This window comes from Pseudomonas sp. 910_23, from assembly GCF_052850795.1.
In genome coordinates this window covers 12073-27283 of sequence record NZ_VXCZ01000002.1, presented here as the reverse complement: position 1 = coordinate 27283, position 15211 = coordinate 12073, and the positions used below count along the sequence as shown (strand labels likewise).

Sequence of the window (15211 nt, the reverse complement as noted above, 5' to 3'; positions counted from 1 at the left end):
AAAAAACCCCGAACCAGTCGGGGTTTTTTATTGCCTGGCATCAGGCACGACGCTCGATCAATTAGAAAACGTTGATCGGGTAGTCGGCGAACAGACGGATTTCGTTACCGCCTACGTTGTAGTTGCTGGCGTTGTTGGAAACGCGCAGCCACGAGGCGCGAGCACGCAGGCTCAGGTCTTTGGCTGGGCCGCTCTGTACGACGTACTTGAACTGGTTCCAGATTTCACGCTCGGTGCCATCGCCACGGCCTGTGCCGTCGTCGATGTTGGTGCCACGCACGTAGGCAATGTTGTAGGTCAGGCCCGGTACGCCGAAGGTGGCGAAATCGATGCCGTAACCTGCTTGCCAGGAACGCTCGTCCTTGCCGTTGAAGTCGGACCAGTAGGAGTTGGCCAGCAAGATGGTATTGCCGCCGTCGCCGATGCCGCCAGCGTTGCGGTAGCCGCCGTACAGGTAGCCAGTGTCGCCGGTGCTGCGCTGGTGAGCGAGGGTGAAGCTGTGCGCACCAACGGCCCAGGTCGCGCCCAGGCTCCAGATTTTGTTGTCGCGTGCGTCCGCATCACCTTGGTTTTCCAGGGCGAAACTGCGATCAAGCTTGGTTTTGTAGCCGTTGAAGTCAAACGTCAGCGATTGCTTCTCTGGCAGGGCCAGCACGTAGTTGACGTTGACGTATTGCTTTTTCAGCACGTCCTGCATGTCGGAGGCATACAGGGCAGCCGACAGGCTTTCGGTGAATTTGTAGCTACCGCCGATGTAGTTGATGCTCTTCAAGCGGCCGCTGTCGCTGCCCTCGGCGCTCTTGCGAGCTTCCTTGGTGAAGTGACCGGCGTCCAGTTGCAGGCCGGCGATCTCTTTGGAAACAATCGAGGTGCCCTCATAGGTTTCCGACAGCAAGCGCGAGTTATCGTATTGCAGGACCGGTACGGCCGGCATTTGCTGACCGTATTTGATCACGGTGTTGGAGATACGCGCCTTCACGGCCGCGCCGCCTTTGGCCAGGTCGTTGGCGGCTTCACCGCTGTCACCTTGCTTGAAGAAGTCGATACCGCCAGCGCCGCTGCGGCCTTTACCACCGTCCAGGCGGATAGCGTATTGGCCAATCACGTCCACACCCACACCCACGGTGCCTTGGGTGAAGCCGGATTCGAACTTGCCGATGAAGCCTTGGCCCCATTCAGCTTTGTCCTGCTTGCCGTTTTTGTAGTCACGGCTGATGTAGGCGTTACGTGCGGCGATGTTCAGGTGGCTATCTTCAACAAACCCCTTGGATTGCTCCTGGTCGTTTGCCATTGCTGTCGATGCGCTCAAAATCCCCAGAGCGATCAGACTCATCCGTTGCTTCAACATATTCTTATATTCCTTATTACGGGTTGAGTACGCGCTGTGACACCAGGCTCCATGTTGCTATTTCTGGTGTCGACCTTTGCCGCAAAAAGAAAGCCCGCGGACGACTGAACTGCCGCGGGCCTTTTTTATTGGAGTAAGTCATGGCGGTGAGCCACAGGCGTTGGGCGCAATCCTATGCGGGCGTTGAACTATGTGTCAATTTCGTGAATCGTCTGTATTTAGGCGATATTCGTCTAAGGGGCGAGCTAAAGCACTACGCTGAAAACGATTGAATGACCTACGCCACCGATAAAAAACACATCAAGTAACAAATCTGACAGGCGACACGACAGGGAATAGATAACACGCGCAAATGCAAAGCATTACCATTCGCGCAAATTTCCTGCCCAACTTGTTGGATACACCCCCATGCACACCCCTTGCCTGACGCCCATCGCCCTTGGGCTCTCCATGCTGCTGTCTGCCGGTTTTGCCTGCGCGACTACGGTATTGCCCGAGACCTCGATCAATGCCGAAGCGGATGAAGACGACCCACGGGTCAAAGAGACCAACACCGCCACGCGCACCGCGACCTCCGTACGCTATGTGCCCCAGGCGATCGACTCGGTGAAAACCGACAACTTGCGGTCCTACGGCACCAACGACCTGGGCCAGGCGTTAAGCGGTATTCCCAACGTCAGCAGCGGCGCCGACACACGCTTCGACAGCCTGCGCATACGCGGTTTCGACGCCAGCAATGACTTCTATCTGGACGGCATTCGCGACGACAGCCAGTACGTGCGCGACCTGCACAACATCGAGCGTATCGAAGTGCTCAAGGGCCCGGCCGCCGTGCTGTACGGGCGAGGTGGCCAGGGCGGCATCGTCAACCGCGTAAGCAAATTGCCCACGCCGGGTCATAAGTCGAGTATCGAAGCCCAAGGTGGCAGCAACGATTTGCGCAGCCTGTATGCCGACCTGAGCGCCGACCCGAGCGACACCATCAGCCTGCGTCTGAACATGGGCAACCAGGACAACAACAGCTTTCGCGATGGCGTCAGCGGCAACCGCCAGTTGTTTGCGCCGTCGATGAGCTGGCAGCTCACGCCCGACCTGAACTGGCTGGTGCAATACGAATACAGCCGCTACAACCGCACGCCGGACCGTGGCATTCCCGGGGTCAACGGGCGCCCGGCGGATGTGAGCCGCAGCACCACTTATTTCGATCACGGCGACTACATCGACGATAAATCCCAGTCACTGCGTTCCAAGCTCGCCTACGAGCTCAACGCCAACTGGCAACTGCGCCACACCCTCGGTGTGTTCAAGCTCGACAGCGATTTCGACAACACCTACCAGACCGGCTACGACGCGAAAACCAACAGCGTCAGCCGCCAACACTGGCAGCAAGACCTGACCACCCGCAATGTTTTCAACAACCTTGAGCTGGAGGGTGGTTTCGACACATTTGGCCTGGAGCATCGCCTGCTCACCGGTATCGAGCTGGGCAGCCAGCGGCGCGACCCGAAGCTGTACTCGGCTCGGGATGCCAGGACGGTCCCCAGCCTGGGCCTCAACCAACCCAATCGCCGCCTGAGCCACACAGGGAGCATGCGACTGTCGAGTTACAACCACACTGAAGTCGAAAGCAGCGCGCTGTACGTGCAGGATCAACTGCGCCTGAACGACCAGTGGCAACTTTTGGGCGGGCTGCGTTACGACCGCTTTGAAGTGGACACCACCAGCAAGGTGCTCAACACCCAGGAGAACGTGAAGAGCCACAGCACCAGCCCGCGCGTCGGCCTGGTGTGGACGCCGCTGGAGCATCATTCGTTCTATGCCTCGTGGAGCAAGACCTTCTCGCCAGCGGGCGGCGGCCTGATCGGTATCACGCCGAACGCCACCGGGAACGTCAACGACCTGAGCCCGGAGCTGACCAGGCAGAAGGAAATCGGCGTGAAGAGCGACTGGCTCGACGACCGCCTGAGCACCACCCTCGCCGTGTACGAGCTGGAACTCTACAACCGCCGCACCAGCGACCCGCTGGACCGCACCATTACCCTGCTCACCGGCGAGCAACGCTCACGCGGCGTGGAGCTGACGGCTACCGGCAAGATCATCGACAACTGGTACGTACGCGGTGGTGTAGGCCTGCAGGACGCCAAGGTGGAGAAGGACAACAACGGCTTTGAAGGCAAACGTATCAGCGACGTGGCCAAGCGCAATGCCAGCGTGTTCATCACCTGGAAACCGGAAATGGGCTGGTACGCCGAAACCGGTTTGACCCTGGTGGGTGATCGCTACGCCGACAACCTCAACACCGTGGTACTGCCGGGATACGGGCGCTGGGACGCGCTGGCCGGGTTCCGTCAGAAAGAGTGGGACGTGAGAGCGGCGCTGAACAATATTGCCGACAAAAATTACTACGCCTCGGCGACCAGTGCGGCGCAGATTCAACCAGGGGAGCCGCGTAGCCTGGTGGTCACCGGTACCTACAGTTTCTAATATTTCATCTGGCACACTGACTGCAGTGTGCCTTCACTTATTCATCAACTCGCATAACGCCTGCACTTCATCCTCCGTGAACAACCCCACCGGGTAGCGTTCTCTCATCACCCTGCGCAAGTCAGGCACCTGCCTGACCTGGCGCGAGCCGTTTGCCTTCAACCATAGCGCCAACGCATGGATCGCATCGCCGTTGACTCGCAAGGGGTGAAACGTGCGCGTGTTCATCAGGTCGATATCGGCATTCATTTCAGCGCTCTCTCCTGCTGCGTGAGCGGCTAACTTACTCAAGGTTTGTGACAGAACTGCGCAGTCATCGCACAGATTCACTGTGCCGACAGCGATACAAGAGCTATGCCAATGTGCCGTTCGCCTTGGTATTCAGATACAAAAAAGCCCGCGACCTGGCTGGGTCGCGGGCTTGGCTGGAACACTGCGGTTGCGCAGCGCCCACGCGCCCTCAAAGCACCGTTACAACTGCACTCAATTTCTGTGCGGTGCGGGCTGCTGTTGGGTCAGGCAATGAATATTGCCTCCCCCCAGTAACAGTTCGCGGCCCGGCACCATAACCACTTCGTGCTGCGGGAACAGGCTCTGCAGGATTTGTTTGGCCTGGTGGTCCAGCGGGTCATCGAAACTCGGCGCGATGATGCCGCCGTTGACGATCAGGAAGTTGACGTAGGACCCGGCCAACCGCACGCTCGGGTTACGTTCCTGGCTGCCGTCCACCGGGTCGACACCGGCGCATTCTTCCTCGGTGGCATACAGCGGTCCCGGGATTGGCATTTTATGCACGATGAACGCGCGCCCCTTGGCGTCGGTGCTGTTTTGCAGCACATCCATGGCTGCGTGGCAGCGTGGGTAGTTCGGATCTTGCGGGTCATCGGTCCAGGCCAGCAACACTTCGCCCGGGCGCACATAGCAGCAGAAGTTATCCACATGGCCATCGGTTTCGTCGTTGAACAGGCCATCCGGCAACCAGATGATCTTATCCACCGCGAGGTGATCAGCCAGTACAGCTTCAATGGCGGCACGATCCAGGTGCGGGTTGCGATTGCGGTTCAACAGGCACTCTTCGGTGGTGATCAGGGTGCCTTCGCCATCCACATGGATCGAACCCCCTTCAAGCACGAAGCCTTGGGTGCGATAGCACGGCGCGCGCTCGATCTCGAGGATCTTGCCGCCTACCTGGGAGTCACGGTTCCACGGTGCATACAGGCCGCCGTCAAAACCACCCCAAGCATTGAAATCCCAATTCACGCCCCGCACTTCGCCGCTGTCGTTGATCACGAACGTGGGGCCCGTATCGCGGACCCAGGCATCGTCGGAAGACATTTCCACCAAGCGAATATTGGGTACATCCAGGCGTGCACGGGCGTTCTCGTACTGGCCGGCGGAAACCGCAACGGTCACGGGCTCAAAGCGGGCGATGGCCTTGGCCACAGCCACGTGGGCGGCCTGCGCAGGCTTGCCGCCCAGACGCCAGTTGTCGGGGCGCTCGGGCCAGATCATCCAGGTTTGGGTCTGTGGCGCCCATTCGGCAGGCATATGGAAGCCATCGGCGCGAGGTGTACTGTGCAGGGTGGTCATGGCGTTCAAAACTCCGAATGGGGTGACGACCGACTTGATATGGATAAAAATCGGCTTTGGAAGCGCTTAACGATTATAGATCCCGAATATTACACAAAATAGCCGATAACAATCGATCTATCACAACTGCTCATCCAGTACTTTCGACAACATGTCGACAAAGAAGTCCACGCTTTGCCGGGTGGTCACCATCGGCGGTTTGATCTTGAGAATATTCAGGTAGTCACCCGTAGGCTGCATGAAAATCCCCAATTCCCGAAGACGATCACATAACAGCGCCGTCTCTTGCGTCGCCGGTTCCAGGGTGTGTCGGTCACGCACCAGTTCCAGGCCCAGATAGAAGCCCGAACCGTGTACCGCTCCGACCAGCGGATGGCGGTCGATCAGCGCTTGCAGCCGAGCCTTGAAATGCCCGCCAACCACCTGGGCGTTTTCCCAGAGTTTCTCTTCTTCCATCACGTCCAGCACCGCCATGCCGATTTGACAACTGACCGGGCTGCCCCCCGATGACGAGAAGAAATACCCTTCGGCCTCCAGCGCCTCGGCAATTTCTCGACGGGTGATCACCGCCCCCAAAGGCTGGCCGTTGCCCATGCCTTTGGCCATGGTGATGATGTCGGGCACCACACCCTGCTCTTCAAAGCCCCAGAAGAAGTGGCCCATGCGGCCGTAACCTACCTGCACCTCATCGGCGATGCACACGCCCCCCTGGGCACGGACCAAGCCATACACCTGCTGTAAATAACCCGGCGGCAGAGAGATGCCCCCGGCATTGCCGTATACCGGCTCACAGATAAATCCGGCCAATTGGCGCTGGCTTGCGGCAATTTTCGCCAGGTTGTGTTCCACGCTTCGCACGTAGTCCGGTGCGCTGTCCGGCCCGCGGAATTCGCCGCGGTAGGTATTGGGTGCTGTCACCGGGTGCACCCAGTCCGGGCGGCTGCTCAATGCCTGGGGGTTATCGGCAATTGATGTGGACACGGCGTCTGCCGCCACTGACCAGCCGTGGTACGCCTCCAGCACGCTGAGCATGTCACGCCCACCGCTGTAGGCCCAGGCCAGGCGAATCGCCAGGTCATTGGCTTCGGTGCCGCTGTTGACCAGGAACACGCGGTCCATGCCCTTGGGCGCCAGCGCCAGCAACCGTTCGGAAAACTCGGCAATCGCAGCATAGTGAAACCGCGAGTTGGTGTTGAGCAGCGACCACTGCCGCGCTGCCACCGCGGCCATGCGCGGGTGACCATGGCCCAGCACGGCTACGTTGTTGAGCATGTCCAGGTAGGATCGGCCCTGCATGTCGATCAGGTGGTTGCGCCAGCCCCGCTCGATACGTGGCGGGTCCACGTAGTAATGCTTCTGGGAGCGGGCGAAGCTGGCATCACGCCTGGCCAGCAGAGCCTGCGGGTCCAGTTCCGGCTCGGCATCGCAGGCCAGCCCCAACAGCGCCGCCGGTGACGGGCACAACGCCTGCCAGGCCGAGGCTCGGGAGGGCGCGCAGAACAGTGGCGGTTCAAGGTCGGCGCTGCATAACTGCACAGTCAACGGCGCGTGAACCTCCCCCATTACTTGCCCTTTCACTACCAACGCTCCAGGCGTGAGTGACGTTTTTAAGCCCCACACACGCAGGCTCAGCCTAGGGTCGTGCAAGCACAGCAAGCCATCGGCGCCTTCACGCAGCGTGCCTGCAAAGGGGGCTTGCAGCACGCTGCCGTGGGGCAGGTGCAGTTCGACATGGAGGGGGAAGGTCTGCGGCTCTACCGCGCTGTCGGCACAGGTACGCGACAAGCGGTATTGCCCATACCGGCTGGCCGCCAGCCCATGTACTGCCGCTGCTTCAGCCAGCAACCGCCGATCTATTCCCGGGGTTTCCCAATTACCGGCCTCCCAATGCGGGCTGAGTACGCCCAGGTCGATCAGCGCGAACTCGCGGCCCACCAGGCCCGGCAACAAGGGTGCAAAGTCATGGCTGGCAACCGGTGGCAACGTCTCGCCAACGCCAGTGAGAATCGCCGCTCGCATCAGTGCAAACGGCACCGCCGTCGCAACATGGAAAATTTCCCACTCGTGCTCAGCGTTTTTCTTTAAATACGTGTTATCCGGGTCCAGGCGTTGCTGCTGTTCACTGCTGAGCACCAGCACCGCCGCGCGTGCGACGATCAGCGGCCACAACACCTCCAACTCTTCGCGCTGTAACGGCATCACCGCGTGACAGGCCTGGATTGCCGGCAGAATCGCAAACGGGTCACCGTGAGCGTGGTGCAACAGGGACGCGCAGGTTACCGACAGGTCAGCAATCCGCCAGGTGTGCACCAAATCGCCGAAATCAATCACGCCGTGGATACGCCAGCGCCGCTGGGCATCACGCTGGCACACCACATTGTCATCGGTGATGTCCAGATGTACCGCTTGCCACGGCAGGCGTGGTGCCAACGGTTGGACATACGCCTCGACCTGCGTGGCTACGTGCTCCAATACGGCGCGTTGCGGCAGGTCAGGCAAGGTTGCCAGCAGATGAGTGATCAACGCCTGCGCATGGCGCGGATCCCATTGCAGGGTACGCGCAAGGCCCGGATGCTCGAAACCTTGCAGCGCGAGGCTCATCTGCGCGCACATCTCACCGAAGCCTGCGATCACATCGCGGCCCAGGTGCGGTAAATGCGTGAGGGGCTGGCCGTCGATGTACTCCAGTAGCCGCAGGTGCAGGGTGTGCCCGTCCACGTCTACCGTCAGCAGCTCACTACCATCCAACGCTTGAATCACCTTGGGCACGCGCAGATGGACATGTGCTTGCAGACTATTGAGGGCCGCGTGCTGGGCCTCAAGTTCAACGGCGGCGTAGTCACCGCGGCAGATTTTGAGAACAAAACGGCCCTGGGCGTTGTCAATCTTGTAGTTGAGGTCTTGTTGACTGCCCAACGCTTGCAGCACACCGCTCATCCCATAATGCCGCTCGAGTAGGCTTGCCGCCTGGTCGGGGCTTACTTGTGGGCAAGGTAAACTGGCGCGGTGGGTCAATGTGGCTAACGACATTGTGACGACCTTTGTTTTTTCAGACGTCTATATCGCCATTGTTCCAGGTCACAAGGCAACCCCCAGTAAACGCCGGACTTGCACCACCCGGCCCACACAACTCAAGCTATGCTTCATTCGCTTAATGTCCATCTAAGGAAAGGGCCCTCCGATATGCGCATTCTCGTTACTGGCGGCGCTGGCTTTATCGGCTCAGCCCTGATCCGCTATTTGATTCAAGATACCGAACATGAAGTGCTCAATCTGGACAAGCTCACCTATGCCGGCAACCTTGAATCGCTGACCAGCATCGCGTCCAACAGCCGCTATGAGTTTGTCCAGGCCGATATCATCGACCAGGCCGCCGTCAGCGCCGTACTCGCACGCTTTGAACCTGATGCGATCATGCACTTGGCGGCCGAGTCCCACGTTGACCGCTCCATTGACGGTCCGTCGGATTTTATCCAGACCAACATCGTCGGCACCTACAGCCTGCTGGAAGCCACACGGGCTTACTGGCAGAAGCTGGCAGAACCGGCCAAAAGCGCGTTCCGCTTCCACCACATTTCCACTGACGAAGTGTATGGCGACCTGCACGGCGTAGACGACCTCTTCACCGAAACCACGCCTTACGCGCCCAGCTCTCCCTACTCCGCGAGCAAGGCGGCATCCGACCACCTGGTACGCGCCTGGCAGCGTACATACGGCCTGCCGATACTGCTGACCAATTGCTCGAACAACTACGGGCCATTCCACTTCCCCGAAAAATTGATCCCGCTGGTTATTCTCAACGCCTTGGCGGGCAAGCCACTGCCTGTCTACGGCGACGGTTTGCAGGTACGTGACTGGCTGTTCGTCGAGGATCATGCCCGTGCACTGCTCAAAGTGGTCACCACTGGGGTGGTTGGCGAGACCTACAACATCGGTGGTCATAACGAGCAGAAGAACATCGACGTGGTACGTGGCATTTGCGGCCTGCTGGAAGAGCTGGCGCCGCAGCGCCCTGCCGGCGTGGCAAAATTCACTGACCTGATCACCTTCGTCAAGGATCGCCCTGGCCACGACCAGCGCTACGCCATCGACGCCAGCAAGATCGAACGCGAACTGGGCTGGGTCCCGGAAGAAACCTTTGAGACAGGACTGCGCAAAACCGTGCAGTGGTACCTCGATAACCTGGAATGGTGCCGCAGGGTCCAGGACGGTAGTTATCAGGGCGAACGATTGGGCAACACCGACTTGAAGGATCTAATCGCATGATGAAGGGCATCGTATTGGCTGGCGGCTCCGGCACCCGCTTGCACCCCATTACTCTGGGAGTGTCCAAACAGCTGTTGCCGGTGTACGACAAACCCATGATCTACTACCCGATATCCGTGCTGATGCTTGCCGGGATCAAGGACATCCTGGTGATCTCCACGCCGGTAGACTTGCCACAGTACCGAAACCTGCTGGGAGATGGCAGCCAGTTTGGCGTGCATTTCACCTATGCCGAACAGCCGTCTCCAGACGGGTTGGCTCAAGCATTTATCATTGGCGAAGAGTTCATCGGTGATGACGCCGTGTGCCTGATTCTGGGGGACAACATCTTCCACGGCCAACATTTTAGTGATCAATTACGCACTGCAGCCGAGCGTTCATCGGGCGCTACGGTATTCGGCTACTGGGTAAAAGACCCGGAGCGCTTCGGTGTGATTGATTTCGATAAAGAGGGCCGCGCCCTGTCCATCGAAGAAAAACCGGCGAAGCCCAAGTCACCCTATGCCGTCACCGGCCTGTATTTCTACGATAACGACGTGATCAAGATCGCCAAGGCCGTCAAGCCTTCGCCGCGCGGCGAGCTGGAAATCACCGACGTCAACAACGCCTATCTTCAGCGCGGCGACCTGCATGTAGAACGCTTCGGTCGCGGTTTTGCCTGGCTCGACACCGGCACCCATGACAGCCTGCTGGAGGCCTCGACTTACGTGCAGACCATCGAGCACCGCCAGGGCTTGAAAGTGGCTTGCCTGGAAGAGATCGCCTACGAAAACGGCTGGATCGACCGCGACTATCTGCTGGAACGCGCCAAATACTTCGGCAAGACCGGCTATGGCCAGTACCTGTATTCCCTCGCCGGAGAGACCCAGTGAACGTAGTTGAAACCACACTACCCGGCGTGCTGATCCTTGAGCCAAAGGTATTCGGTGACGAGCGCGGTTTCTTCTACGAAAGCTTCAACGCCCGCGCTTTTGAAGCAGCTACCGGGCTCAAGCGTGATTTTGTGCAGGACAACCACTCGCGCTCGCAAAAAGGCGTACTGCGGGGCTTGCACTATCAGCTTGAGCACACTCAAGGCAAGCTGGTGCGTGTCACTCACGGCGAAGTGCTGGATGTAGCCGTCGACATCCGTCGCAGCTCCCCAAACTTCGGACACTGGGTGGGTGTACGCCTGTCGGCACAGAACCATCGTCAATTGTGGGTGCCGGAAGGTTTTGCGCATGGTTTCGTGGTGTTGAGCGACCACGCAGAGTTCCTGTACAAAACCACCGATTACTACCAGCCAAGCGCCGAGCGCAGCATTCTCTGGAATGACCCAACGCTGGCTATCGACTGGGAGCTGGTCGAGCCGCCGCAATTGTCTGCCAAAGACCAGGTCGGAAAACTGCTGATGGAAGCCGACCTGTTCCCATGAAAATATTAATCACCGGCCAACACGGCCAAGTCTCCCTGGAGCTGCAACAGCGGCTCCAGGGTCTTGGCGAACTCGTCATCCTGGGCCGCGACCAGCTTGACCTGGCCGACGCTGACCTCATCCGCCAACAGGTACGCGCCCACCGCCCTGGCCTGATCATCAACGCGGCAGCTCACACGGCCGTGGATCTGGCCGAGAGCGAACCGGACGCAGCCTTTGCGATCAACGCCATCGCCCCCGGCATCCTCGCCGAGGAAGCCAAGGCACTGGGCGTCCCGCTGATTCATTACTCGACCGACTACGTGTTCGATGGCAGCAAACCTGCCCCTTACATCGAAAGCGACACACCCAACCCTTTGGGTGTCTATGGTCAGAGCAAACTGGCGGGTGAACAGGCGATTGCTGCCGTGGGTGGCGAACACCTGATCTTGCGCACCAGTTGGGTGTATTCGAGCCATGGCAAGAATTTCCTGCTGACCATGCAGCGCCTGCTGCAGGAAAAACCGCAGATGCGCATCGTCGCCGACCAGATCGGTGCGCCGACCTGGGCCGGGACCATCGCCAGCAGCACCCGCGCGCTGATTCAGCAGTGGCAGGCTGGCAAGGCCGGGGGCTGGGGGGTTTACCACCTCACCGCACAAGGTGAGACCTCGTGGTTCGGCTTTGCCCAAGCCATTGGCGAGCAATTGCGGATCGAAGGCAAAGCCTGCGCCGAACTGGAGCCGATCCCTTCCAGTGCCTACCCCACCCCCGCCAAGCGCCCGCTGAACTCGCGCCTGGATTGCTCGCGTCTGCAACAGCAATGGCACGTCAGCCAGCCCCATTGGCAAGATGCATTGCACGAGTGTCTTGCCAAGCAGCACTAGGCATAATGCGCCTGTACCCACAGGCGCACACTCCCCATGACTCCACCCCTTCCGCGAAGACCCCGCTGGCGCAGCCTCGCCCTGCTGGCATTGTGCCTGGCACCGCTGTTATGGCCGCTGGAGCATTTGGCCGAGCGCTACTACCGCAGCGAATTGGCCGGGCAAAACCGCCAGACTCTCGACCTGTATGTCGCCAACCTGTTGGGCACCTTGCACCGCTACGAAGTATTGCCGCAAATCCTCGGCGATTTGCCGGCCCTGCGCGTCGCCCTGGACGCACCTCACGTCAGTACCAACCTGGCCAATGCCAACCTGTTGCTCAAGGATGTCGCCGCCCAGGCGGGTGTGGAAGTGATGTACCTGATGGACACCACTGGCAAGACCCTTGCCGCTTCCAACTGGGACAAACAAGACAGCTTCGTCGGGCGCAATTTCTCCTTTCGGCCCTATTTCAGCGAAGCCATGGCCGGGCGCCTGGGTCGGTTTTTCGGCCTGGGCACCACCTCAGCCAAGCGCGGCTACTTCTTCGCCGCCGCGGTGCGTGACGGCGACACCATCATCGGCGTGCTGGTGGTCAAGGTCGACCTTGATCACACCGAAAGCCTGTGGGGCAATACCCCGGAACAACTGCTGGTCACCGACCACAACGGCGTGGTGATCCTCACCTCGCGCCCGCAATGGCGATTCCGCGCCACGCGGCCACTGACCGCCGAAGAGCGCCAGGCCATCATCGCCATACAGCCCTACCCCACCCGTGACCCGCAGCCGCTGAGCCTGAGCAGCAGCGCCTGGCTGCGCCAATCCACGGCCATCGCCGAAACCGGCTGGAATGTGGAAATCCTGGCGCCACGCTCGCTGATCAACCGTCCGGTGCGCACGGTTGTCGCCGTGGGCGGTGCCACGTTGTTGGTGCTGATGCTGTTGCTGGGATTGCTGATGCAGCGCCGTCGGCACTACCTGGAACGCATCGCTTTCGAAGCCAAGGCCCGCCGTGAGCTGGAAATGCGCGTGGCCGAGCGTACCAGCGACCTGGAGGGCCTGAACCGGCGCCTGAAACAGGAAGTGCTGGAACGCGAACACGCCCAGCAGGAACTGGTGCGCGCCCAGGACGACCTGGTCCAGGCCGGTAAACTCTCGGCCCTGGGCACCATGTCGGCGAGTATCAGCCATGAGCTGAACCAACCGTTGGCGGCGATTCGCAGCTATGCAGAAAACGCCGAAATCCTCCTCGACCATGAGCGCACCAGCGATGCCCGCGGCAACCTCAAACTGATCAGCGAGCTGACCGGGCGCATGGCCTCGATCATCGCCCATTTGCGTGCATTCGCTCGCCGTGATCGTCACGCACCGGAGAGCGTAGCCTTGCAACCGGCCCTGGATGACGCCCTGGCGTTGCTGGCCAAGCGGCGGCGCTCAATGGAAGTGGAATTGATCCGCGACCTGCCGGAAGCAACCCTATGGGTGCAGGCCGGTGAAACCCGCCTGCGCCAGGTACTGGGTAACTTGTTGGCCAACGCCCTGGACGCCCTCACTGAAAAAGGCCCGCCGCGCAAACTCTGGCTGAGTGCCGAAACCACGCCCCAGGGCGTCAACCTGTACATTCGCGACAACGGCCCAGGTTTTTGCATGGAAGCCCTGGGCCGCGCCAGCGAGCCGTTCTACACCACCAAGACGCGCACCCAGGGCCTAGGCTTGGGCCTGGCAATCTGCGACACCCTGATGCGCGCTTTTGGTGGCGAACTGTTGTTCGCCAACCACAAGGAAGGCGGCGCGCTGTTAACCTTGAAATTGCGTGCCGGCTCGCCGGGCGTCAGTCTGCAACCGTCCGAGGACCGCAGTGTATGAGCATCGACAACCAGATTCAGGTGGTGTTGATCGACGACGATCCACACCTGCGTCAAGCCCTGTGCCAAACCCTGGACCTGGCCGGACTCAAAGTCCTGCCCCTGGGCGAAGCCACCGGCCTCACCGCACGCCTGTCCCGCGACTGGCCTGGCGTGGTGGTCAGCGACATCCGTATGCCCGGCATGGACGGCCTGGAGCTGCTGGCCGAACTGCATGGCCAGGACCCGGACCTGCCGGTGCTGCTGATCACCGGCCACGGCGACGTACCGTTGGCGGTGCAGGCCATGCGTGCCGGCGCGTATGACTTCCTCGAAAAACCCTTCGCCAGCGACGCACTGCTCGACAGCGTGCGCCGCGCCCTGGCCTTGCGTCGCCTGGTGCTGGACAACCGCAGCCTGCGCCTGGCCCTCAGCGATCGTCAGCAACTGAGCACGCGCCTGGTGGGGCACTCCCCGCAAATGTTGCGCCTGCGCGAGCAGATTGGCGCCTTGGCCGCGACCAAGGCCGATGTGCTGATCCTGGGCGAAACCGGTGCTGGCAAAGAAGTCGTCGCCCGCGCCCTGCATGATCTTTCAAGCCGCCGCAGTGGCCCATTTGTGGCGATCAACGCCGGGGCGCTGGCCGAATCGGTGGTAGAAAGCGAACTGTTCGGCCATGAGCCGGGGGCGTTCACCGGCGCGCAGAAACGCCGCATCGGCAAGTTCGAGTTCGCCAATGGCGGCACGCTGTTTCTTGATGAAATCGAAAGCATGAGCCTGGATGTGCAGGTCAAGTTGCTGCGCCTGTTGCAGGAGCGCGTGGTGGAGCGCTTGGGCGGCAATCAGCTGATTCCGCTGGATATCCGCATTATCGCCGCCACCAAGGAAGACCTGCGCCAAGCCGCCGACCAGGGCCGTTTCCGTGCCGACTTGTATTACCGCCTCAACGTCGCACCGCTACGCATCCCGCCTCTGCGCGAGCGTGGTGAAGATGCATTGATGCTGTTCCAGCACTTCGCCGACGAGGCCAGCAGCCGCCACGGCCTGCCCCTGCATGAGCTGCAACCGGGCCAACGCGCGCTGTTATTGCGCCACAGCTGGCCGGGCAATGTGCGGGAACTGCAAAACGCCGCTGAGCGTTTCGCCCTGGGCCTGGAGTTGGCGCTCGATAGCGCCCAGGACAATCCCGCCGCGGGCGTGCTGACGTCCACGCCCGGCGGCTTGAGCGAGCAAGTCGAGCAGTTCGAAAAAAGCTTGATCGCCGCCGAACTCACCCGCCCTCACAGCTCCGTGCGCAGCCTCGCCGAAGCGTTGGGCGTGCCGCGCAAGACCTTGCACGACAAGTTACGCAAACACGGTCTGAACTTCGCCGACAGCACCAGCCAGAGCGCCGACGACGAATGAACCCGCCTACCACCAA

Annotated in this window: 11 protein-coding genes; 7 read left to right on the top strand and 4 right to left on the bottom strand. The window is 60.5% G+C overall.

Annotated features, from left to right (window positions below):
- Positions 1-61: 61 nt before the first annotated feature.
- Entirely contained in the window at positions 62-1348 is a 1287-nt protein-coding gene (locus tag FW800_RS02310) for an OprD family porin (RefSeq protein WP_032878384.1), read from the bottom strand.
- Between the two features lie 408 nt (positions 1349-1756).
- On the opposite strand from FW800_RS02310, the gene FW800_RS02305 reads away from it, so the two are divergent.
- Positions 1757-3832 carry a TonB-dependent receptor gene (locus tag FW800_RS02305; protein ID WP_446436888.1) on the top strand — a complete coding sequence of 692 codons (2076 nt, stop codon included), beginning with the start codon at positions 1757-1759 and terminating at the stop codon, positions 3830-3832.
- A gap of 33 nt (positions 3833-3865) precedes the next feature.
- Here FW800_RS02305 and FW800_RS02300 read toward each other — a convergent pair whose 3' ends face one another.
- The 3 genes from FW800_RS02300 to FW800_RS02290 all read right to left on the bottom strand — a co-directional run bounded on the left by FW800_RS02300 (position 3866) and on the right by FW800_RS02290 (position 8452).
- On the bottom strand, positions 3866-4081 hold the full coding sequence (locus tag FW800_RS02300) for a hypothetical protein (RefSeq protein ID WP_446436887.1): 216 nt from the start codon (positions 4079-4081) through the stop codon (positions 3866-3868).
- A 234-nt stretch (positions 4082-4315) separates the two neighbouring features.
- Positions 4316-5422 (bottom strand): agmatine deiminase, encoded by a 1107-nt coding sequence (gene aguA / locus FW800_RS02295; RefSeq protein WP_446436886.1) that lies wholly within the window; start codon positions 5420-5422, stop codon positions 4316-4318.
- 120 nt (positions 5423-5542) lie between these two features.
- Positions 5543-8452, bottom strand: coding sequence for an aminotransferase (locus tag FW800_RS02290; RefSeq protein WP_446436885.1), 2910 nt, complete (start codon positions 8450-8452; stop codon positions 5543-5545).
- Positions 8453-8605: 153 nt separating this feature from the next.
- Between FW800_RS02290 and rfbB the strand changes: the two genes are divergently transcribed.
- Genes rfbB through FW800_RS02260 form a run of 6 tightly spaced genes read left to right on the top strand, consistent with a single transcriptional unit; the run spans position 8606 to position 15195 of the window.
- Positions 8606-9688 carry a dTDP-glucose 4,6-dehydratase gene (rfbB, locus tag FW800_RS02285; protein WP_078820047.1) on the top strand — a complete coding sequence of 361 codons (1083 nt, stop codon included), beginning with the start codon at positions 8606-8608 and terminating at the stop codon, positions 9686-9688.
- A complete protein-coding gene (gene rfbA / locus FW800_RS02280; RefSeq protein WP_005783860.1) occupies positions 9685-10560 on the top strand; it encodes a glucose-1-phosphate thymidylyltransferase RfbA in 876 nt (291 codons plus the stop codon). The genes rfbB and rfbA overlap by 4 nt, the downstream gene beginning before the upstream one ends.
- Complete coding sequence (gene rfbC, locus FW800_RS02275; RefSeq protein ID WP_032878390.1) at positions 10557-11102, top strand: dTDP-4-dehydrorhamnose 3,5-epimerase; 546 nt, start codon at positions 10557-10559, stop codon at positions 11100-11102. The genes rfbA and rfbC overlap by 4 nt, the downstream gene beginning before the upstream one ends.
- Positions 11099-11968, top strand: a complete 870-nt coding sequence (gene rfbD / locus FW800_RS02270) for a dTDP-4-dehydrorhamnose reductase (protein ID WP_446436884.1) — start codon at positions 11099-11101, stop codon at positions 11966-11968. Before rfbC ends, rfbD begins: the two co-directional genes overlap by 4 nt.
- Before the next feature lie 36 nt (positions 11969-12004).
- Complete coding sequence (locus FW800_RS02265) at positions 12005-13813, top strand: sensor histidine kinase (protein WP_103733976.1); 1809 nt, start codon at positions 12005-12007, stop codon at positions 13811-13813.
- Complete coding sequence (locus FW800_RS02260; RefSeq protein ID WP_148853129.1) at positions 13810-15195, top strand: sigma-54-dependent transcriptional regulator; 1386 nt, start codon at positions 13810-13812, stop codon at positions 15193-15195. Before FW800_RS02265 ends, FW800_RS02260 begins: the two co-directional genes overlap by 4 nt.
- Positions 15196-15211 lie beyond the last annotated feature (16 nt).